Source organism: Staphylococcus lloydii (assembly GCF_015775975.1).
Classification (GTDB): Bacteria; Bacillota; Bacilli; order Staphylococcales; family Staphylococcaceae; genus Staphylococcus; species Staphylococcus lloydii.
Window position 1 is genome coordinate 2181782 of record NZ_CP064056.1, and the last position, 17681, is coordinate 2199462.

Annotated in this window: 18 protein-coding genes; 6 read left to right on the plus strand and 12 right to left on the minus strand. The window is 33.5% G+C overall.

Annotated elements, in window-relative coordinates; translation table 11 throughout:
• Window positions 1-3: 3 nt before the first annotated feature.
• The 3 genes from mvk to pta form a co-directional block, all read right to left on the minus strand.
• Window positions 4-927, minus strand: coding sequence for a mevalonate kinase (gene mvk, locus ISP08_RS10765; RefSeq protein ID WP_195718624.1), 924 nt, complete (start codon window positions 925-927; stop codon window positions 4-6).
• 444 nt (window positions 928-1371) lie between these two features.
• Window positions 1372-2211 (minus strand): lipoate--protein ligase family protein, encoded by an 840-nt coding sequence (locus tag ISP08_RS10770; protein ID WP_195718625.1) that lies wholly within the window; start codon window positions 2209-2211, stop codon window positions 1372-1374.
• Window positions 2211-3200: a phosphate acetyltransferase gene (gene pta / locus ISP08_RS10775; protein ID WP_161800951.1), complete on the minus strand. Its 990-nt coding sequence runs from the start codon at window positions 3198-3200 to the stop codon at window positions 2211-2213. Before pta ends, ISP08_RS10770 begins: the two co-directional genes overlap by 1 nt.
• A gap of 166 nt (window positions 3201-3366) precedes the next feature.
• On the opposite strand from pta, the gene hemQ reads away from it, so the two are divergent.
• The 3 genes from hemQ to ISP08_RS10790 all read left to right on the plus strand — a co-directional run bounded on the left by hemQ (window position 3367) and on the right by ISP08_RS10790 (window position 5671).
• On the plus strand, window positions 3367-4116 hold the full coding sequence (gene hemQ, locus ISP08_RS10780) for a hydrogen peroxide-dependent heme synthase (RefSeq protein WP_195718626.1): 750 nt from the start codon (window positions 3367-3369) through the stop codon (window positions 4114-4116).
• Between the two features lie 317 nt (window positions 4117-4433).
• Window positions 4434-5207, plus strand: coding sequence for a threonine/serine exporter family protein (locus ISP08_RS10785; RefSeq protein ID WP_195718627.1), 774 nt, complete (start codon window positions 4434-4436; stop codon window positions 5205-5207).
• Between the two features lie 11 nt (window positions 5208-5218).
• Window positions 5219-5671, plus strand: a complete 453-nt coding sequence (locus tag ISP08_RS10790) for a threonine/serine exporter family protein (protein WP_048792434.1) — start codon at window positions 5219-5221, stop codon at window positions 5669-5671.
• Window positions 5672-5739: 68 nt separating this feature from the next.
• Here ISP08_RS10790 and ISP08_RS10795 read toward each other — a convergent pair whose 3' ends face one another.
• The 6 genes from ISP08_RS10795 to ISP08_RS10820 form a co-directional block, all read right to left on the minus strand.
• Entirely contained in the window at window positions 5740-7143 is a 1404-nt protein-coding gene (locus ISP08_RS10795) for an MDR family MFS transporter (protein ID WP_195718628.1), read from the minus strand.
• A gap of 156 nt (window positions 7144-7299) precedes the next feature.
• Window positions 7300-7764, minus strand: a complete 465-nt coding sequence (locus ISP08_RS10800; RefSeq protein ID WP_195718629.1) for a MarR family transcriptional regulator — start codon at window positions 7762-7764, stop codon at window positions 7300-7302.
• Between the two features lie 130 nt (window positions 7765-7894).
• Window positions 7895-9370, minus strand: a complete 1476-nt coding sequence (locus ISP08_RS10805) for an APC family permease (RefSeq protein ID WP_195718630.1) — start codon at window positions 9368-9370, stop codon at window positions 7895-7897.
• A gap of 63 nt (window positions 9371-9433) precedes the next feature.
• A complete protein-coding gene (locus tag ISP08_RS10810) occupies window positions 9434-9796 on the minus strand; it encodes a DUF423 domain-containing protein (RefSeq protein ID WP_195718631.1) in 363 nt (120 codons plus the stop codon).
• 24 nt (window positions 9797-9820) lie between these two features.
• Window positions 9821-10192 (minus strand): DUF5327 family protein, encoded by a 372-nt coding sequence (locus ISP08_RS10815; protein WP_195718705.1) that lies wholly within the window; start codon window positions 10190-10192, stop codon window positions 9821-9823.
• Window positions 10185-10877, minus strand: coding sequence for a uracil-DNA glycosylase (locus ISP08_RS10820; RefSeq protein ID WP_267904782.1), 693 nt, complete (start codon window positions 10875-10877; stop codon window positions 10185-10187). Before ISP08_RS10820 ends, ISP08_RS10815 begins: the two co-directional genes overlap by 8 nt.
• 214 nt (window positions 10878-11091) lie before the next feature.
• Here ISP08_RS10820 and ISP08_RS10825 point away from each other — a divergent pair, with 214 nt between their 5' ends.
• The gene (locus tag ISP08_RS10825; protein ID WP_195718633.1) at window positions 11092-12075 is read left to right on the plus strand and encodes a choloylglycine hydrolase family protein; all 984 of its coding nucleotides are present in this window, start codon (window positions 11092-11094) and stop codon (window positions 12073-12075) included.
• A gap of 94 nt (window positions 12076-12169) precedes the next feature.
• Window positions 12170-13000, plus strand: coding sequence for a bifunctional hydroxymethylpyrimidine kinase/phosphomethylpyrimidine kinase (gene thiD / locus ISP08_RS10830; RefSeq protein ID WP_048792427.1), 831 nt, complete (start codon window positions 12170-12172; stop codon window positions 12998-13000).
• A 53-nt stretch (window positions 13001-13053) separates the two neighbouring features.
• On the opposite strand, the gene ISP08_RS10835 is transcribed toward thiD, so the two are convergent.
• Window positions 13054-13989 (minus strand): lactate/malate family dehydrogenase, encoded by a 936-nt coding sequence (locus tag ISP08_RS10835; RefSeq protein ID WP_048792426.1) that lies wholly within the window; start codon window positions 13987-13989, stop codon window positions 13054-13056.
• 404 nt (window positions 13990-14393) lie between these two features.
• Here ISP08_RS10835 and vraX point away from each other — a divergent pair, with 404 nt between their 5' ends.
• Entirely contained in the window at window positions 14394-14564 is a 171-nt protein-coding gene (gene vraX, locus ISP08_RS10840; protein WP_048792425.1) for a C1q-binding complement inhibitor VraX, read from the plus strand.
• Between the two features lie 257 nt (window positions 14565-14821).
• Here the strand turns inward: vraX and ISP08_RS10845 are convergent, their stop codons facing one another.
• Window positions 14822-15961 carry an MFS transporter gene (locus ISP08_RS10845; protein ID WP_196931163.1) on the minus strand — a complete coding sequence of 380 codons (1140 nt, stop codon included), beginning with the start codon at window positions 15959-15961 and terminating at the stop codon, window positions 14822-14824.
• Window positions 15962-16133: 172 nt separating this feature from the next.
• Window positions 16134-17534: an MFS transporter gene (locus ISP08_RS10850; protein WP_195718635.1), complete on the minus strand. Its 1401-nt coding sequence runs from the start codon at window positions 17532-17534 to the stop codon at window positions 16134-16136.
• Window positions 17535-17681: the final 147 nt, after the last annotated feature.

Sequence of the window (17681 nt, forward strand, 5' to 3'; positions counted from 1 at the left end):
TGTTTACCCTCCTAAATATTCAATCCATGTATGATGCGCACCAAGATCATGGGCACTTTGTTGTATTTTTTGTGCAGTCTCAAGGTCTTCCGCGAGAAGAATCATACTTCCTCCTCTACCACTACCAGTTAATTTACCAGCTATAGCACCTTGTTTCTTACTTTCAGATAAAATAAGTTCGATTTTTTCATGACTGACAGTTAAATACCTTAAACATTCCTGACAAGAATTAAAAATAGTCGCTAACTTATTAAAATTAGAATCTTTAATCGCGTCACTAGCATCATAAACCATTTTACCAATATGTTCGATATATTGCAGATATTTATCATCGGAATCACATAAATTATGTACATCTTCAACTGATTCTTTCGTCGATCCCTGTATTCCAGTATCTACAATGACCATATAACCGTTCAACGTTAATGTTTTTAAATTTTCGACATTACCTTGTTTAAACCATACTGGTTTGTTTGAAACAATCGTTTGTGTGTCAATGCCACTCGGTTTACCATGTGCTATTCTTTCTGACCAATTTGCTTCAGAAATTAATAACTCATCTGATAATGGTTGGTCCAAATAATCATAACTTGCTCTAATAAACGCTACCGCAAAAGCGGCACTTGATCCTAGTCCACGTGAAGGTGGTAAATTAGTTTCAATCGTTACTTTAATTGGTTCTTTGATGTTATATTTTTCTATAAAGCGTGTAGTCACTGCTTTTAAATGTTCAGGTGCAGTTGCTAAATTACCAGTATAAACATCACTCGAAATATATGATTTTTCATCATCGTCTCTTGATGTAATTGTTGCACGAACAACCCCTGAAGTGAATGGAATAGCAATAGCTGGTTGCCCAAACGTGACTGCATGTTCTCCAATTAATATTACTTTTCCATTTGCTTCACCATAACCATATTGTGTCATTTATCAATCACCTTTAGACTTTTCTATAATTTATATTCTTCATCAATTTAACTTAATAACTAACGGTCTCTAAAAAATTGCAGGTAGGAATTATGAAATTTATCTTAGTTATTATTTAAATGACAGGCACTAAAAATTTCACACATTAAAGTCTATAATCTCATAATTATATTTTTATGTTATCGGGCTAAAGTCATATCTTTATAGTTATAAAAATTAATACCTGCTACTAATTTAATATCATACCACTCTATTATAGAACTCATTCATAATATATTCAAAAATATGAGTACTATTTTTAATAAAAAGGAACAATCTACATACTTTATATATATTACTTGGTCTAAAAATATAATTCAATAATAAATAGGCGGTACGCTAACAAAAATTAGCACACCAGCCTATTTTAACAATTAATTACTTTCTTTAATCAGACACAATATATTAGTTTTCCATAAAAGTATTAATCTTTTCGTTTCGCGCAATTATTTTATCAAAATAACCTTCATAGCGAGACCATTCAATGTCTGTAATAGGTTCCATATTTAAACGACCACCTAAATCTTTTAACGCATAAAGCAATTGGAACATAACATCTTGTACTGTAATTTCTCGATCTAATAATGTTGCTAAAGATGCCATACAATGAGGTTCAATATTAGGATAAGTGAATTTTGTATCTTGTCCTTGTTTTGCTCTCTCGTAAAATGTTTTCATCATTTGTGCACGTTCAGCTCCTGAACCTTCAATACACAAATACACTTGAACGGCTATACCGCCTCTTACACGTCTTTGAGATATACCAGCAAACTTTTTCCCATTGATACTTAAATCAAATTTTCCTGGACAATACGAACGTTCAATTTCGTGCGTTTCTATTTCAACGTCTTCATCTTCAAACATTTTAGCAACGAGTAAGTACATCACACTAAATGCTTCATCAATTGTCGTTTCAGTTTTGCCTTTGAAGATTAACGAAATATTTAAAATACCTTGGTCTAAAACGACACCGAGTCCACCAGAGTTTCTTACTATGGCATTATAACCTTGCTCATCTGTTAAATAACGTATGCCATCTTTTAAAAAAGGCAATCGCGAATCATGGATACCCAAAATAACAACGTGTTGATGAATCCAAGTGCGTACGACGTTACTTGATTCTTCTCTCCCTACACTTTCAGAAAAAGTGTCATCGAATGCAAATGATTGCATAGGTTCTAAACCTGAAGAATGATCAATGTAACGCCAGTCTACGCCATTGAAATATTTACTTGCTATATCCATTATTGTAATGATTGAGCCGCAGTAATAATAGAAAGGTTATAAACGTCTTCTGTTGAACAACCACGTGATAAGTCATTAACTGGTGAGTTAAGTCCTTGTAATACTGGACCTACTGCATCATAACCACCTAAACGTTGTGCAATTTTATAACCTATATTACCAGCTTCCAAGCTTGGGAATACAAATACGTTAGCATCACCTTGTATTTGGGCATCTGGTGCTTTCTTCTTAGCTACTTCTGGTACAATAGCAGCGTCAAATTGGAATTCACCATCGACAATAACGTCAGTTAAGTTATCTTCTTTGATTTTTTGTTGTGCTAATTCAACTGCCGTAGAAACTTTTTCAACATCGTCAGACTTAGCTGAGCCTTTAGTTGAGAAACTTAACATTGCTACGCGAGGAGACATACCAAATGATTGTGCCGATTTTGCACTTTCAACTGCAATTTCTGCTAAGTCTTGAGCTTCTAATGTAGGATTGATTGCGCAATCTCCGAAGATATATTGTTTGTCATCTTTAATCATAAAGAAGATGCCTGATGTTTTAGATACACCTGGTTTCGTTTTAATGATTTGTAAGGCTGGGCGTACAGTATCTCCTGTAGAATGAGCAGCACCACTTACTAATCCTTCTGCTTTGCCAGTATAAACAAGCATAGTACCAAAATAATTTACATCGTTTAACATTTCTTGTGCTTGTTCTTCCGTAGCTTTACCTTTACGACGTTCTACAAAAGCAGCTACTAATTCACTACGTAATTCACTTGTAGCCGGATCAATGATTTCTAAATTTGAAATATCTAAGTTTTTATCGTTTGCTAAAGCTTTGACATTCGCTTCGTTTCCTAATAAAACTGGCGCAACTAAATCACTTTCTTGTAATTGTACAGCTGCCGATAATACTCTTTCATCTTCACCTTCAGGTAAGACGATTCTTACATTTTTCCCTGAAAGTTTTTGTTGTAATACATCTAATAAAGACATAATAGCCTCCTTGAATATTTATGTTTAGTTATTTTCCAATGCTATTATACGCTATTTTTACTTATAATTCCATGTCACGAATTTGTAATCATTTACTTATGTTATAACGTTTCCTTTATGATAAAATTTTTATTGAGATAAGATTAATTCATACAAAGGAGCGATATAAATGCCACAAGCACCAGAAACTTTAGATGGTTGGTATAGCTTACATTTATTTTATGCTATAGATTGGACAACTTTACGCTTAGTTCCAGAAACAGATCGTCAAACTATGGTCGAGGAACTTCAATCATTTTTAACAAAACATGAATCTGCACGTACTAACAATGCCGGAGATCATGCTTTTTACAACATTACAGGACAAAAAGCCGACATATTACTATGGGTCTTAAGACCTGAATTAAAAGATTTAAACGCTGTAGAAAATGAGTTTAACAAATTACAAATTACAGATTATTTAATCCCAACATATTCATACGTTTCAATTATTGAATTAGGAAATTATCTAGCAGGCAAATCAGATGAAGACCCATATGAAAACCCACATATCAAACCTAGATTATTCCCAGAATTGCCAACTTCAGAATATATTTGTTTCTATCCTATGGATAAACGTCGTAACGAAACTTATAACTGGTATATGTTACCACTTGAAAAACGCCAAGAGTTAATGTATAACCACGGAAAAATCGGACGTAAATATGCAGGTAAAATCAAACAATTCATTACAGGTTCTGTTGGCTTAGACGATTACGAATGGGGCGTTACACTATTTGCTGACGATCCATTACAATTCAAAAAAATAGTTTATGAAATGAGATTCGATGAGACTACCGCTCGTTATGGTGACTTTGGTAGTTTCTATGTAGGACAAATTATTAAAAGTGAACAATTGCCTTCATTCTTTGCACTTTAAAGTTGATAACACAAAAAAGCGTCTGAACTCATAAGTTCAGACGCTTTTGTAGTGTGTTTGGGAGAACTTTTTCACTACAATAAATTCAGTCAATATTGTCGCTACTCAATATCAAATCATTTTTTTAACCGTTACGAACAACCGGCCAACAATATTATACATAGAAATTATAGATTGTTGCAAACTTTTTTGTGTCACAAAATAAATTTCAGCGATTTAAACTCTTTACGTATTTATTTTGATAATGTAAAACAAAAATTGTATTCCATGGTACAATAAAGCTTCATTAATGAAATTAAATAATATTTGGTGATGTCATGACAACTTTAAATAAATTAACTGAAAATTCCAACGAAAAACTAGTCAAAGATGTGGTTGTGCTTGCTGGCCGTATTTTACTCGAATCAGGTGCTGAAGGCACACGTGTAGAAGATACGATGACACGTATCGCAAACGCACTCGGTTACACAGAAAGCAATAGCTTTGTAACCAACACAGTAATCAATTTTATGTTACATAACGAATCTAATCCGAGGATTTTCAGAATAAAAACGCGTGATACTAACTTATTTCGTATTTCACGTACAAATGGTGTATCCCGAAAAATTGCTAAAAATGAAATATCTTTAGTAGATGCATATAAAGAATTAGAAAAAATTTACAGTGAACAAAGCATACAGCATGATTTAGTTTATAAATTTATCGCTGCAAGTATAATATCTGTAAGCTTTTTATATTTACAAGGTGGTCACTTAATAGACGTTTTCACAGCTTTATTTGCTGGTGCATTTGGCTATATCGTTGTAGAAATTTTAGATCGTAAATTACATACACATTTTATACCTGAATTTTTTGGCGCAACCGTCATCGGTTTATTGGCTGTTCTCGGTAATCATTTATTCCCCGGTGGTTCTATAGAAACCATAATTATCGCTGCCGTCATGCCTATCGTCCCGGGTGTATTAATAACGAACGCAATCCAAGATTTATTTGGTGGACATATGTTAATGTTTACAACTAAATCGCTCGAAGCACTTGTTACCGCTTTTGGTATCGGAGCTGGCGTCGGTACAATTTTAATCATAGTTTAGGAGAGCTGCCTATGTTTTGGATATTAAATTTAATATTTAGTTATGCTGCCTCATTGTTCTTCGGCGTTATTTTTGACGTTCCAAAACGCCTCTATAATACTGCTGGTATCGTAGGTGCAAGTGGCTGGATGGTATATATTTTCTTTTCAGAAGGTTTAGAACTTCATAAAATTTATAGTAGTTTTTTTGGTAGTTTAGCTTTAGGACTACTAAGTCACATTATGGCTCGTTTAAAAAAAGAACCTGCTATTATTTTTATGATTCCTGGTATCATTCCTTTAGTACCCGGAGGATTAGCATTTGATGCTACAAAAAATTTAATCTTAGTACAATTTAGTAAGGCGATCAATACAATGTTGGAAGTCACTTTAATCGCCGGTGCTATAGCTTTAGGATTATTATTTGCCGATCAATTTTGGAAATTAATTATCTCTGGCACGAAACGTACTCGCCGTAAAATATAGCTAAAAACTATCGTCCTAGTACATTAACTAAGACGATAGTTTTTATTTTGTATCAAACTGCTATTACTTTAATGCTTCGTTGATGTTTTAAGCAAACTACTAGGAATAATAATACAAAGTAGTAAAATCGCTGCAAATAGAAAGCTCCAATGATAACCTACAATCGAATGATTGCTAGACGTATGAATATGAGTCGTATAGCTCGCTACAATTGTGGCAATAATTGCCGTACCGAAAGTGGTACCTAATTGTTCAATTATATTTACGCCGACACCCGCTTCAGGCAATTGTTCTTCTGCAAGTCCTTTATAAGCATTACTTGTTAAAGGTAACATAATACCTCCGACACATAAGCCACGTACAAACAGTGTTAATAGTATCCAAATCATCGGTGTATGATTCGTAATGAATATTAGTGGCACCGAACCTATAAGAGATAAAATAATACTAATTAATAACACGCGCTTAGCGCCATATTTATCTGTCGCTTTACCAATAAATGGTCTTGTAATTAACATTCCCACACCTTGGGGAATAAGTGCTATCGCAGCTTGAATTTCAGTATAGTGTTTAAACGTTTGAAAAAACAATGGCAAAATAATCATAGGACCTAAAATTGCCATATTCGCTAACAACAGCCCAACACTTGATACAGCGAAATTTCTCGTTTTAAAAAGTTCTAACGGTAATACAGTCGGTCTTTTACTCATACGATCATAAATGACATATGCAATAAACATAACTGCGCCTATTATCATAAACAGTACCGTACTTTTATTATTGAAATTATTAAACTGTGAAGCACTAGTAACGCCATAAATTATTGTTACAGTGAACACGGCTAAAAGAAGCAAACCTACTAAATCTAATTTTTGATGCTTCTTAAATGGCTCAAATTGAGGTAAATTTTTCATCATTAAGGGTACTGCAACGATTGTTACTATAACGTTAATGAAAAATAACCATTGCCATGACGCTAATTGTAATAACACACCACCTAAAACGGGACCTAATATCGGTCCTAATATCATAGGTGTCGTTACAATAGCAATCACACGTCCTAAATAGGCTTCACCTGCAACTTTTACTAATAGCGTAGACATTAGCGTCGTAATAATACCAGCGCTAAAGCCTTGAATCACTCTAAAGACGATAAATAAAATTACAGAATTACTAAATCCAACACACAGAGAAATAATACCAAAAGTAATGACAGCATTGATAAATACACGCTTGCCATTAAATTTGTTCATCAACCAACCAGAGATTGGTACAGCTAATGCTAGAGCTAATATATATCCTGTAATCGCCCATTGTAATAAGCTTAAAGTTGTATGAAATGTAGCTGATAATTGTTTTATAGCAATGTTGACCATCGTGGAATCTAACATAGGCGCAATCGCACCTAAAGCGATAGACCACGCAGCAACTAATATATGTTGTGGAATTTTATTATGAGATTCTCGTTCCATAAATACATCCTTTCAATAATGTTTCCTTAGAAACAAAATACTAAACCTGTTTTGTTTCTTTGTCAACAAAATAATGAAACTTTTCCATAACAAAAACTACCGACTAATTTTCATATAAATTAGTCGGTAGTTTAAAGTTTTTCATCAACTATAAAGCTATTTATTTTGTTCTTGCTGTTCAATCTCTTCATCAAGATGTGCAGAATACTGTTCAATAAAAGACAACATCGCATCGTATTGTTCATCTTTAACATTTTCAAATACTTTACGATCTCGTTCTTGAAATTGTGCATGTAAACGTTCATGTATTGCAAAAACTTCATAGCCTTTAGTCGTTAACTTGTAATAAATTTCTTTTTTATTATCATCACGTTGATAACTTTCGATAAGTTCTTTGGCTATTAATTTCTTCGTTAATTTACTAATCGCACCTCGCGTCATATATAATTCACGTGACAACTTTTGTACGTTTGGATTGTCTATTTCTTGAATTGCTTCCACACAGTGAACTTCAGTAGCCGTATACCCTTTAAGTTCTTTTTGCATTTGTGGCTTATTTAACCACACTATTTTTTGATAAAGTGATCTCATTTCAGTAATGAGTTTTTCTTCTTTATTCATCGCTACACCTCATAAATACGAATCGCATCAATTATAGAACTATCATAACATTTATTTTTAAATAAATGCTATATCCGGGTGACATAAAAAAGCTGTCGGTAATAATTACATTACCAACAGCCTATTCTAGTTATTTTTTATCTTCTTCATGTAAAATTTGTTCAACTTCCGCATCTGTTCTATTTAATATCATTTGACTTAAATAGTCATTATTCATACGTTTCAACTTAGGATAACGTACAATAAAGAAGATTAATCCAAGTATCGTCCAACCACCTAGAGCAATGTACGAAGGCATTGATAAACCAGCTGGTGATCCAGGAATCAATAATAATAGTAAAAATATAAATGCTACGATAGAACCTAATATCGCAAATGTTTTGTATATTGGGCCATAAGTATTGCTGCTTTTGTTATAACTAAACAATTTAACAGCTGACAGACATGTAATTAAATATGCTATAGATACGCCTGTTGAAGACATATCAACAATCCAAGTTAATGCCGTACGACCTAACCACGGTGCTATTAAAGTGATTGCTACTAAGAATATAATTGCAACATATGGCGTTTTATATTTCTTATGCAATTTGCTAAATGCTGAAGGCATAATACCAGAACGACCCATTGAGAATAATAATCTACTTGAACTCATTAAAAAGCCATTTAAACCGGTAAATATCCCCATCATGATTGCAATAGCCAGCACGGCTAAACCTATATAACCAAAAGCTTCTTGCGTTTCAGCTCCTGTTAACCACAGGTTACCATTTAAACCTTTAGAACCTGTGCTTAACCAACCTGTATATAATAGCATTACGACATAAGTGAGTGCAGACGCTAATAAACTATACACAATAAGTTTAAAAGTTTTATTAGGTGAAAAATCAAATTCTTCTGCAGTCTGTGGGATATTATCAAATCCGACATATGCCCATGGCGCCACTGCCACAATCATTATAATAGAAGTAAACCATCCTTTAGATTTACTAGCCAATGGTTGAAGGTTATCAAGGGCAAAGTTATGACCAAAAAATGATCCAATGAATAATAATAAAATCGTAATAACCATTGCCACACAGAAATAATATTGTAGTGAACCAGACACGCTAGCACCCTTAATTGCTATAAACATAAATACTAAGAGCAATACTGACGCAATAATAATTTCTGTAATATAAACATCCCAACCAGCTATCGTATATAACTTGCCTGTTTCCAAAATATCAGGCATTAAGAACTTTATTAATAAACTAAATGCCGTAGCATTCAAAGCTACAACACAAATATATCCAAATGTTAAAAACCAAGATGAGAAAAAGCTTACGTATCTACCAAATCCCAAGAAACTAAAGGCGAATGCACCGCCAGATACTGGGAAACGTTCTACTAAAGCACCATAACTCACTGCAATTAAAATCATTAATAATGCGCCTATTGTGATACCAATCGCAGCTGCAATCGGTCCTGATTGACCTATCCAATCACCAGGTAAAATAAACGCACCCCAACCAATACATGAACCATATGCAATAGCCCATACAAATTTTTCAGAGAGATTTTGTTTCAAATCTCCCCTATCCACATTTACATTTTTATTACTCATAAAAAAACTCACCTCATGAAGTGTATTATACCCATAAGATAAGCTTTTGTAACATAGGTAATTTTACAATTTGATTGTTGCGATCACTAATAACAACCATCCTGCTAAAAACATCAAGCCACCAATTGGCGTGATTACACCTAATATTTTAATTTGTGTTAACGCTAAAATATATAACGAGCCACTAAAGAATACGATACCTCCAAAAAGTAACCATCCTGACCAATTAACATTCATTGACGTCGTCCCACTAATAATACCTAGAGCAATAAGCCCTAAACCATGATACATTTGGTATGTTGTTGCTTTTTCCCAAACTGACATATATTTATCTGTTAACTTGCCTTCTAAACCATGCGCTCCAAAAGCACCTGTTGCTACTGACATGAGTGCATTTAAAGCACCTAAAATTATAAATAGCTTCATTATTATTAAGCTCCTTCTCTATTTTTAAAAATCAAAAATTGAATCGCCATTACCTATATTATCATCTGTCGTTAATTTAGAACCTTGCGATGTATTGTGAACAGATGATTGATGTTGCATCGATGAAGGGACTTTTGCCCCCATTGCTTGAAGCTCTTCAGCACTTATATCTGTAGGTTCATTGCTACTATTTGAATTATGTACTGTTTTCTTAAATGAAGACGCTACATTATATGTATTGTCTCTCGTTTTTCTAATATTACTTGATCCACTAGTGTAAAGTGACGTTAATGTATGAATAGCATACATATGTTTTTCAAAATCAGCATCACTTTGTGCTTCATCAGCTTGTACAAGTTCATGTTCGATTAATTCGATAATATTATCCTTATTCATTGTCATTTCGCTCACCTTCACACCAGTTTATCGGTTGAATTCCTTTTGTTTTCAAATAATCATTAGCTTTAGAGTAAGGTTTCGAACCAAAAAAGCCTCTATAAGCAGAAAGTGGGCTTGGATGTGGCGCTTTGATGATGCAATGCTTACTCGTATCTATTAATTTTATTTTTTGTTGCGCAGGTTTTCCCCATAAAATAAACACAACATTAGATAAATTTTGAGATACAGCTTGTATCACTTCATCAGTAAAAGTTTCCCAACCTATCTCTTTATGAGAATGTGCTTCTCCTTGGCGTACTGTAAGCACTGTATTTAACAATAACACCCCTTCTCGAGCCCAATCTTGTAAATGGGGGGAAGTTCTAACACAACCAATATCATCTTCTAGTTCTTGATACATGTTTCTTAAAGAAGGTGGAAATTTGGCATCAGGTTGTACTGAAAATGCCAGTCCGTGTGCTTGTTTTGGTCCATGATATGGATCCTGCCCCAATATTACTACCTTAACATTCTCAAAAGGCGTTAAATCGAAAGCTTGATAAATATTTTCTTTATCTGGATATACTATTTTAGTTGAATATTCATGTTCTAAAAAGTCGTGCATTTCTTTGAAATCATGACGATTAGTTATATCGTGGAATACCTCTGACCATTCCATAGACTTCACCTCATCGATAATCATAACATATCACTACCTTAAAGTTACTATGAATATTTCTTATAAATATGACGATTTTATTGCATCTATTATAATGGAAAGCAATAAGAATAAAATTATTAAACAGTAAGATATTGTAAACTTTATTTCTATTTTAGTTAACAATACAATTGCAATACATTAGCTATTTGTTTTATGCTTGTATTAATAATTTTCGACGAATTTGGAGTGATACAACATGTGTACAGGATTTTCATTTTTCACTAAAAATAACTATCATTATTTAGCACGAACGATGGATTTTGCTTTTGAATTTAATGGCATACCGATTGGTGTTCCACGTAACTATAATTATCAATTTGATTTAGAACCTGCTTCAAAGTTAAGTTATGGATTTTTAGGTACCGGCGTCAAAGTAGGACGTTACCGCTTTGGAGATGGTATTAACGAGCATGGCCTTGCTGTATCTAATCATTATTTTACCGGTGAGGCTACATATTCTGCTGATAAAAAAGACGGTTATTTTAATTTAGCTCCCGAAGAATTTATCGTATGGGTTTTAGCTTATGTAAAAGATATTGCTGATTTAAAATATAAAGTTAAGCGACTCAATATAGTTAATGTAAAAAACCCAACATTAAATGTTGTTCCTCCGTTGCATTTCCTTATAACAGATGCGCATGGTAATACTGTAACTGTCGAACCGCATGATGGTCTACTGGTAGTAAAAGATAATCACGTTAATGTGTTAACGAATATGCCTAACTTAGAGTGGCAAATCGAAAATTTACGTAACTATGCCTTTCTAACCCCTGAAAAAAGCAGTCAAAAAATTATGGGAAAAGTCCTTATTCGACCATTAGGAGTTGAAGCGGGGACTAAAGGCCTGCCTGGAGGTTACACGTCACCCGAAAGATTCGTTCGTGCCGCGTATCTACGTAACCATATGATTGATGCCAACGATGAAACATTAAATTTAACAAATTGTTTTAAAATTTTAGACGCTGTCAGTATACCTAGAGGTGCCGTGTTAGATGCGGGAGAAACACATTACACACAATATCAACTTATTATGGAAAGCAAGACGCAATCTTACTATATCAAGCCTTATTATAGTAGCGATGTATTTCAAGTCACTTTAAATAATGACATATTAAATGCCGATGATTTAACATACTTTTCATTAAACAATCACTTTTCGACCGTTCAATTAAATGCTTAGTTTATCTCAAGTGCTATTTAGCGCATTATATTTTGCATATCCAACAAAAGTGATATGATATATTTAAAAGAATTTTGTGGGAGTGAATTTATTTATGGCATTAAAAAAAACATTAACAATTGCCGGTTCTGACACTAGTGCTGGCGCTGGTATGCAAGCTGACTTAAAAACTTTTCAAGAGCTACAAACATATGGCATTGTAGCTTTAACTTCAATCGTAACGATGGATAAAGCAACATGGTCACACGATGTAACACCAATTCCATTTGATGTTTTTGAAAAACAATTGGAAACTGCAATTTCTATCGGACCAGATGCAGTCAAAACAGGTATGTTAGGTACTGAGGAAATTATCAAACGTGCTGGGGAAGCATTTGAAGAATCAGGTGCTGACTACTTTGTCGTAGACCCTGTTATGGTTTGTAAAGGGGAAGATGAAGTATTAAACCCAGGTAATACAGATGCGATGATTAAATATCTTTTACCAAAAGCAACTGTTGTAACACCAAATTTATTTGAAGCGGGTCAATTATCTAATTTGGGTAAATTAACTACGATAGACGACATGAAAAAAGCTGCTAAAATCATTCATGAACAAGGCGCTAATCATGTAATTATTAAAGGCGGTAAAGCGTTGGATCAAGAAAAATCATATGATTTGTATTTCGATGGTCAAAATTACTATCAATTAACAACAGACATGTTCCAACAAAGTTACAACCATGGTGCAGGCTGTACTTTCGCAGCGGCTACTACTGCTTATTTAGCGAATGGCAAATCACCTAAAGAAGCTGTTATTGCTGCTAAAGCGTTCGTTGCTTCAGCTATTAAAAACGGTTGGAAAATGAATGACTTTGTTGGCCCAGTTGATCATGGTGCCTATAATCGTGTAGAACAAATCGATGTTGACGTAACAGAAGTTTAAAATATTCCACAATAAAGTCCCTTCATTAATACATCAATGAAGGGACTTTATTATTATGCTTCTTCCACTGCGATTGCTTCTTTAATATAAGCTTCCGCATCTGCAAGATGTTGTAGTTCTATCTTATCTAACTCCATATCAAACCGTTTTTCTACACCTTGGTTACTAATTAATGTAGGAATGCCTAATCCTACATTGCGCTTATTATATTCACCTTCTAACATTGAAGTTACCGGTAAAATTGCACGTTGATTTAACACAATAGTATTCACCAATTCAACTGTAGCCCTTGAAATGGCTGTATTCGTCCAGCCTTTATTATGTAAAACATCAAAAGCCACCTTATCGATGATACTACTTATCGCTGCTTTATCTATAGGTTCACAATCATAAAGTTTTTCGAATTCGTCGATAGTCATTCCACCAATACGCACACGGCTCCAAATAGGTACAGCGTGCTTACCATGTTCACCCATTACGAAAGCCTCTACACTTTTAGGGTCAATATTATAATGATTAGCAATTAATTTTCTAAAACGCGCACTTTCTAACAATGTGCCCGTACCTAAAATTTTATGCTTAGGATAATTAGAAGTGGTAGTTGCGATATATGTCATAGCATCTACCGGATTAGTAATAAAAATAACGATTGCATCATGTGTAACTTGTTCAATTTGTGACATAATATCTTTCACAATTGTTTTATTATTACGTGCCAAACTTGTACGATCTACAATGGACGCATCCATGGGCGTACTTGCCGTTACAACGATGATATTAGCATCTGCCAAATCTTTATACTCTCCAACATGTACATCAATACTATTTGTTGAAGCTAAACCTTGCATATGTTGATGGTCTAGCACTTCGCCTTTAACTAACTTTTCATTAGTATCAATAACCGTTATTTCAGAAAATTGATTCATATATTGAATGTCTGTTAAAAATTGACTTCCTACCTTGCCAATGCCAATGATACCTAATTTCATATTATCGCCCCTTTTACTACTATCCTCATATTATATATTTACCTTACATTAATCATTACACTAGGCTCAAAAAATTAAACTGTCTATCTTTATAGGTCTCACGATATAGAAGTTATCTATCCTTAGGACCGAATAAAAGTTGATACCCCAGACTCATGTGTTTTCATGACACATGGTTTATTATATTTAACATAGAGCAACAAAGGAGGGAATGTTTCAATAGTTAGTTATTTATCTCAATATCCTATTGTTTAAACCATTTAACACTTGTTACAAACTAGCTCTATACGTAAGAGATAAAATACCGGTCGAAAGTCTGATATCAATTTGATACCCCAGACTCATGTATTTATAAAGTAATTAAGTTATTATAATACATGTAGAGAGCAAAGGAGGAACGCAACATGATAATCTACAAACAAGCTTTTGAAAATGGTAACCCTATTTGTGAGATTATTACTAAAACTTTTAAAACAATAACTGTGAAGTTTGATGAAAATTTTAGTAACTCAGAATTGTACAGGTTACTCTCTCTACTTGAAAGCGACGTTGATAACATGAATCTTAGTTATTAACTGAAGCAACACCTATAGAGCACACATAAGTAATACCTATAAGTACAACCTTAAACATTTGAACATGAAATTAACTCCCCCTAAGAATGATTTGTATTAAAGTATATTTATAAGTTGTCCCCTTACAAATGATACTTTGCGTTACAAAAACCCTAATTAACTCACCTATAGAGCGACGTTATGTTAGTCAAAGATTGTCCCCTTTGATGACTTGGAGAGACCCCTCGAAGTTTACTAACTACAACGTCGCTCTTTTTTTATGCAGCATATATTTCTTTCTTCTTACTTAAGCTAAACATCCATACACTCATAAATGTAATAATGGCTAAAATCCCAAAAAGTATAAAACCATGTTGCGTAACATCAAGCAAGTAACCACCTAACAATGGTGCCACTAAACCACCAAAGTTTTGCAAGCCTGCTAACGAATAATACGAACCCTTTAATCCTTCTTGTGAAATCTCATCAATCCTTATATCTAGCATTGTAAATACAAACATTTCTCCAATGGTAAATATAAACATCGCCACTACAAGCAGCACAATATGTGTCATCGTACCAAGTAGGAAAAGTCCAATAGGTAACAATGTCCCACCAATCATAACCGCATTTTTCGTAGGTACTTTATTGCCAATTTTATAAATAAAATACTGACACGTTAATACTGTAATTCCATTTACCAATACTAATTGTGCGTATAAGCTTGAAGCGGAATGTGCACCATGTTCATGAGTGAAAAATTGAGGTAATAGTACAGTCATTTGATTGTAGCCAAAAACGAAAAATACAGCGCCTGCAATCAAATATACAAAACTTATATTATTTTTAAATATATTAATGGATTGTTTAAATGACAATGATGTTGCTTGTTTAAAATGTGATAAATCGACATTAAATTTAGTGAAAGTGTACATAAACACTAAAATATTAATGCTATAAGCTAAAGCTACAGCGTAGAATAGATTTGCATAGCCGATAGCTTGCCATTGCGTCGATAATAACGGCGCAAAAGCAGCCGCTAAATTAATTAAGTAGTAGCGTAAATTAAAGACTAATTTCTTCTTATCTTCTGGTGATAGTATTGAGATTAAAGCTTTATATAACGGTACTGCTAATGATGTTCCTACACTCGAAAAAATTGAAAATGCAATAAAACCAATATAATTATGTATAAATGGAAAACTAGCAAAGCTAATCACACAAATTGATAAGCCTACGTAGATAATTACTTTTTTATCATATTGGTCTAAAAACGGTGATGCAACAAAACTCATAACCATTTTAGTAATGGCTACAACGGCTAAAATAGTCCCTACCGTAAAACCGCTATAATGATATTGTGATACTAAATAAATAGATAAAAATGGAATAACTAAAAATTCTGTAAACTTTTGCAAAAAAGTAGCGATAAGCAAAGCATATATAGGTGGCGATAAATTGGGCATCTCATTCCCCTAACTATTTTATTTTTATTTAATTGCCATCATATCATATTTATTATTTGCTGACACAAACACAAAAAACACTTAGTAACATGAACAGTTACTAAGTGTTTTGAATGTATTAATATTATACACGTTTATCTTTAATCCACCATAATGCTTTCTTAGGATTTTCCGCATAATAATCAAATTCTTTTTGACTTGATACGTTAGGATAAGACCCTTTTAAAGATTTACCTGCAGTACTTACATGCAGTAAGCCTACAACGATAATACCCACAATACTTACCGCAGTTAAGTAATAAGCAGGAGATAAAGGATCGCCTGTTTTAGCTACTAAACTAGAAGCTATTAATGGTGTTGTACCACCAAATAATGATACTGATACGTTAAATGTTACAGCTAGCGTTCTGTAACGTATATGCGTATAGAACATTGTTGGTAATGAACCTGGCATAGTCGCTTCATACGTTGATAAGAAGAAGCCTAAAATGAAAATACCGATGATAATAAATACTAGCGATTTAGTTTGGAATAATGAGAATGCTACGGTACTTAAAACAGCTGTACCGATTAAACCAATTAAGAATACCTTTTTCTCACCGATTTTGTCTGCCACTCTACCAAACATGAGCGCTAACGGAATCATAACAGCCATTACAACAGTAATTAGCAATGATACTAAAGTATCATCTAACTTCACTACGCCTTGTAAATATGAAGGTAAATATGAAGTTACCATATAATTTGTACAGTTAAAGAATGCAACTGCTACGAAACAAACAATAATATCTTTATAATAATATCTGATAATCGTTAAGAAATTTACATTATCACGTTTAGGTGTAGCTTCGATATCATTTTCGTACACTGGTGATTCTTCTAATTTTCTACGTAAGTAGAAACCAAAGATACCTAAGAATAAACCTAGAATGAACGGAATTCTCCATCCCCAACTAGCCATTTGCTCAGAACTTAAAGCGAAGAATAATACACCACTTAATACTGAAGCTGCGATATAACCTGATAGTGTACCTATTTCAAGTCCACAGCCTAAAGAATTACGCTTTTTATCTGGTGAAGACTCTGCAACGTATACCATTGCTCCAGCGTATTCCCCACCTGTTGAAAATCCTTGTAATACACGTCCTAATAATAATAATATAGGCGCCCATATACCAATTTGATCGTATGTAGGTAACAGCCCGATCAATAATGTAGAAAATGCCATCATTATAATCGTCGTTGTTAGTACTACTTTTCTACCGTATTTATCTCCAATGATACCGAAGATAATACCACCTACTGGTCTAAGTAGGAACGCAATTGCGAATGTAGCAAAAGTAAATATCAGTTTCACTTGATCATTTTGAACTGAACTGAAAAAGTTTTGACTTATGATGACTGCCAAATAAGAATAAAGACCAAAGTCAAACCATTCCATGGCATTACCAATTCCTGTCGCGAATACCGTTTTTTTCGCTTTTTTTGTTTCAACCATGTTTATATTGCTTTTATCAAAATCCATTGAACATGTCACTCCCTTAGCATGCTATTGTATTATACGGAATTAATTCACTTTGTCAAACAGCTAATTAACTTATTATTTTTCGAAAATTTATTTTCATACATTTATAAAAAAAGTGATTACCTTTTAAAATAATTTTGAAACTAA

What these genes read in the sequence shown, in the direction of transcription:
- thiD (WP_048792427.1), top strand. Translation starts at nt 12,170, where the DNA reads ATGGCATTAAAAAAAACATTAACAATTGCCGGTTCTGACACTAGTGCT.
- ISP08_RS10790 (WP_048792434.1), top strand. Translation starts at nt 5,219, where the DNA reads ATGTTTTGGATATTAAATTTAATATTTAGTTATGCTGCCTCATTGTTC.
- ISP08_RS10815 (WP_195718705.1), bottom strand. Translation starts at nt 10,192, where the DNA reads ATGAATAAGGATAATATTATCGAATTAATCGAACATGAACTTGTACAA.
- ISP08_RS10800 (WP_195718629.1), bottom strand. Translation starts at nt 7,764, where the DNA reads ATGAATAAAGAAGAAAAACTCATTACTGAAATGAGATCACTTTATCAA.
- hemQ (WP_195718626.1), top strand. Translation starts at nt 3,367, where the DNA reads ATGCCACAAGCACCAGAAACTTTAGATGGTTGGTATAGCTTACATTTA.
- ISP08_RS10770 (WP_195718625.1), bottom strand. Translation starts at nt 2,211, where the DNA reads ATGGATATAGCAAGTAAATATTTCAATGGCGTAGACTGGCGTTACATT.
- ISP08_RS10825 (WP_195718633.1), top strand. Translation starts at nt 11,092, where the DNA reads ATGTGTACAGGATTTTCATTTTTCACTAAAAATAACTATCATTATTTA.
- ISP08_RS10795 (WP_195718628.1), bottom strand. Translation starts at nt 7,143, where the DNA reads ATGGAACGAGAATCTCATAATAAAATTCCACAACATATATTAGTTGCT.
- ISP08_RS10835 (WP_048792426.1), bottom strand. Translation starts at nt 13,989, where the DNA reads ATGAAATTAGGTATCATTGGCATTGGCAAGGTAGGAAGTCAATTTTTA.
- ISP08_RS10820 (WP_267904782.1), bottom strand. Translation starts at nt 10,877, where the DNA reads ATGATTATCGATGAGGTGAAGTCTATGGAATGGTCAGAGGTATTCCAC.
- ISP08_RS10810 (WP_195718631.1), bottom strand. Translation starts at nt 9,796, where the DNA reads ATGAAGCTATTTATAATTTTAGGTGCTTTAAATGCACTCATGTCAGTA.
- ISP08_RS10785 (WP_195718627.1), top strand. Translation starts at nt 4,434, where the DNA reads ATGACAACTTTAAATAAATTAACTGAAAATTCCAACGAAAAACTAGTC.
- vraX (WP_048792425.1), top strand. Translation starts at nt 14,394, where the DNA reads ATGATAATCTACAAACAAGCTTTTGAAAATGGTAACCCTATTTGTGAG.
- ISP08_RS10850 (WP_195718635.1), bottom strand. Translation starts at nt 17,534, where the DNA reads ATGGATTTTGATAAAAGCAATATAAACATGGTTGAAACAAAAAAAGCG.
- ISP08_RS10805 (WP_195718630.1), bottom strand. Translation starts at nt 9,370, where the DNA reads ATGAGTAATAAAAATGTAAATGTGGATAGGGGAGATTTGAAACAAAAT.
- mvk (WP_195718624.1), bottom strand. Translation starts at nt 927, where the DNA reads ATGACACAATATGGTTATGGTGAAGCAAATGGAAAAGTAATATTAATT.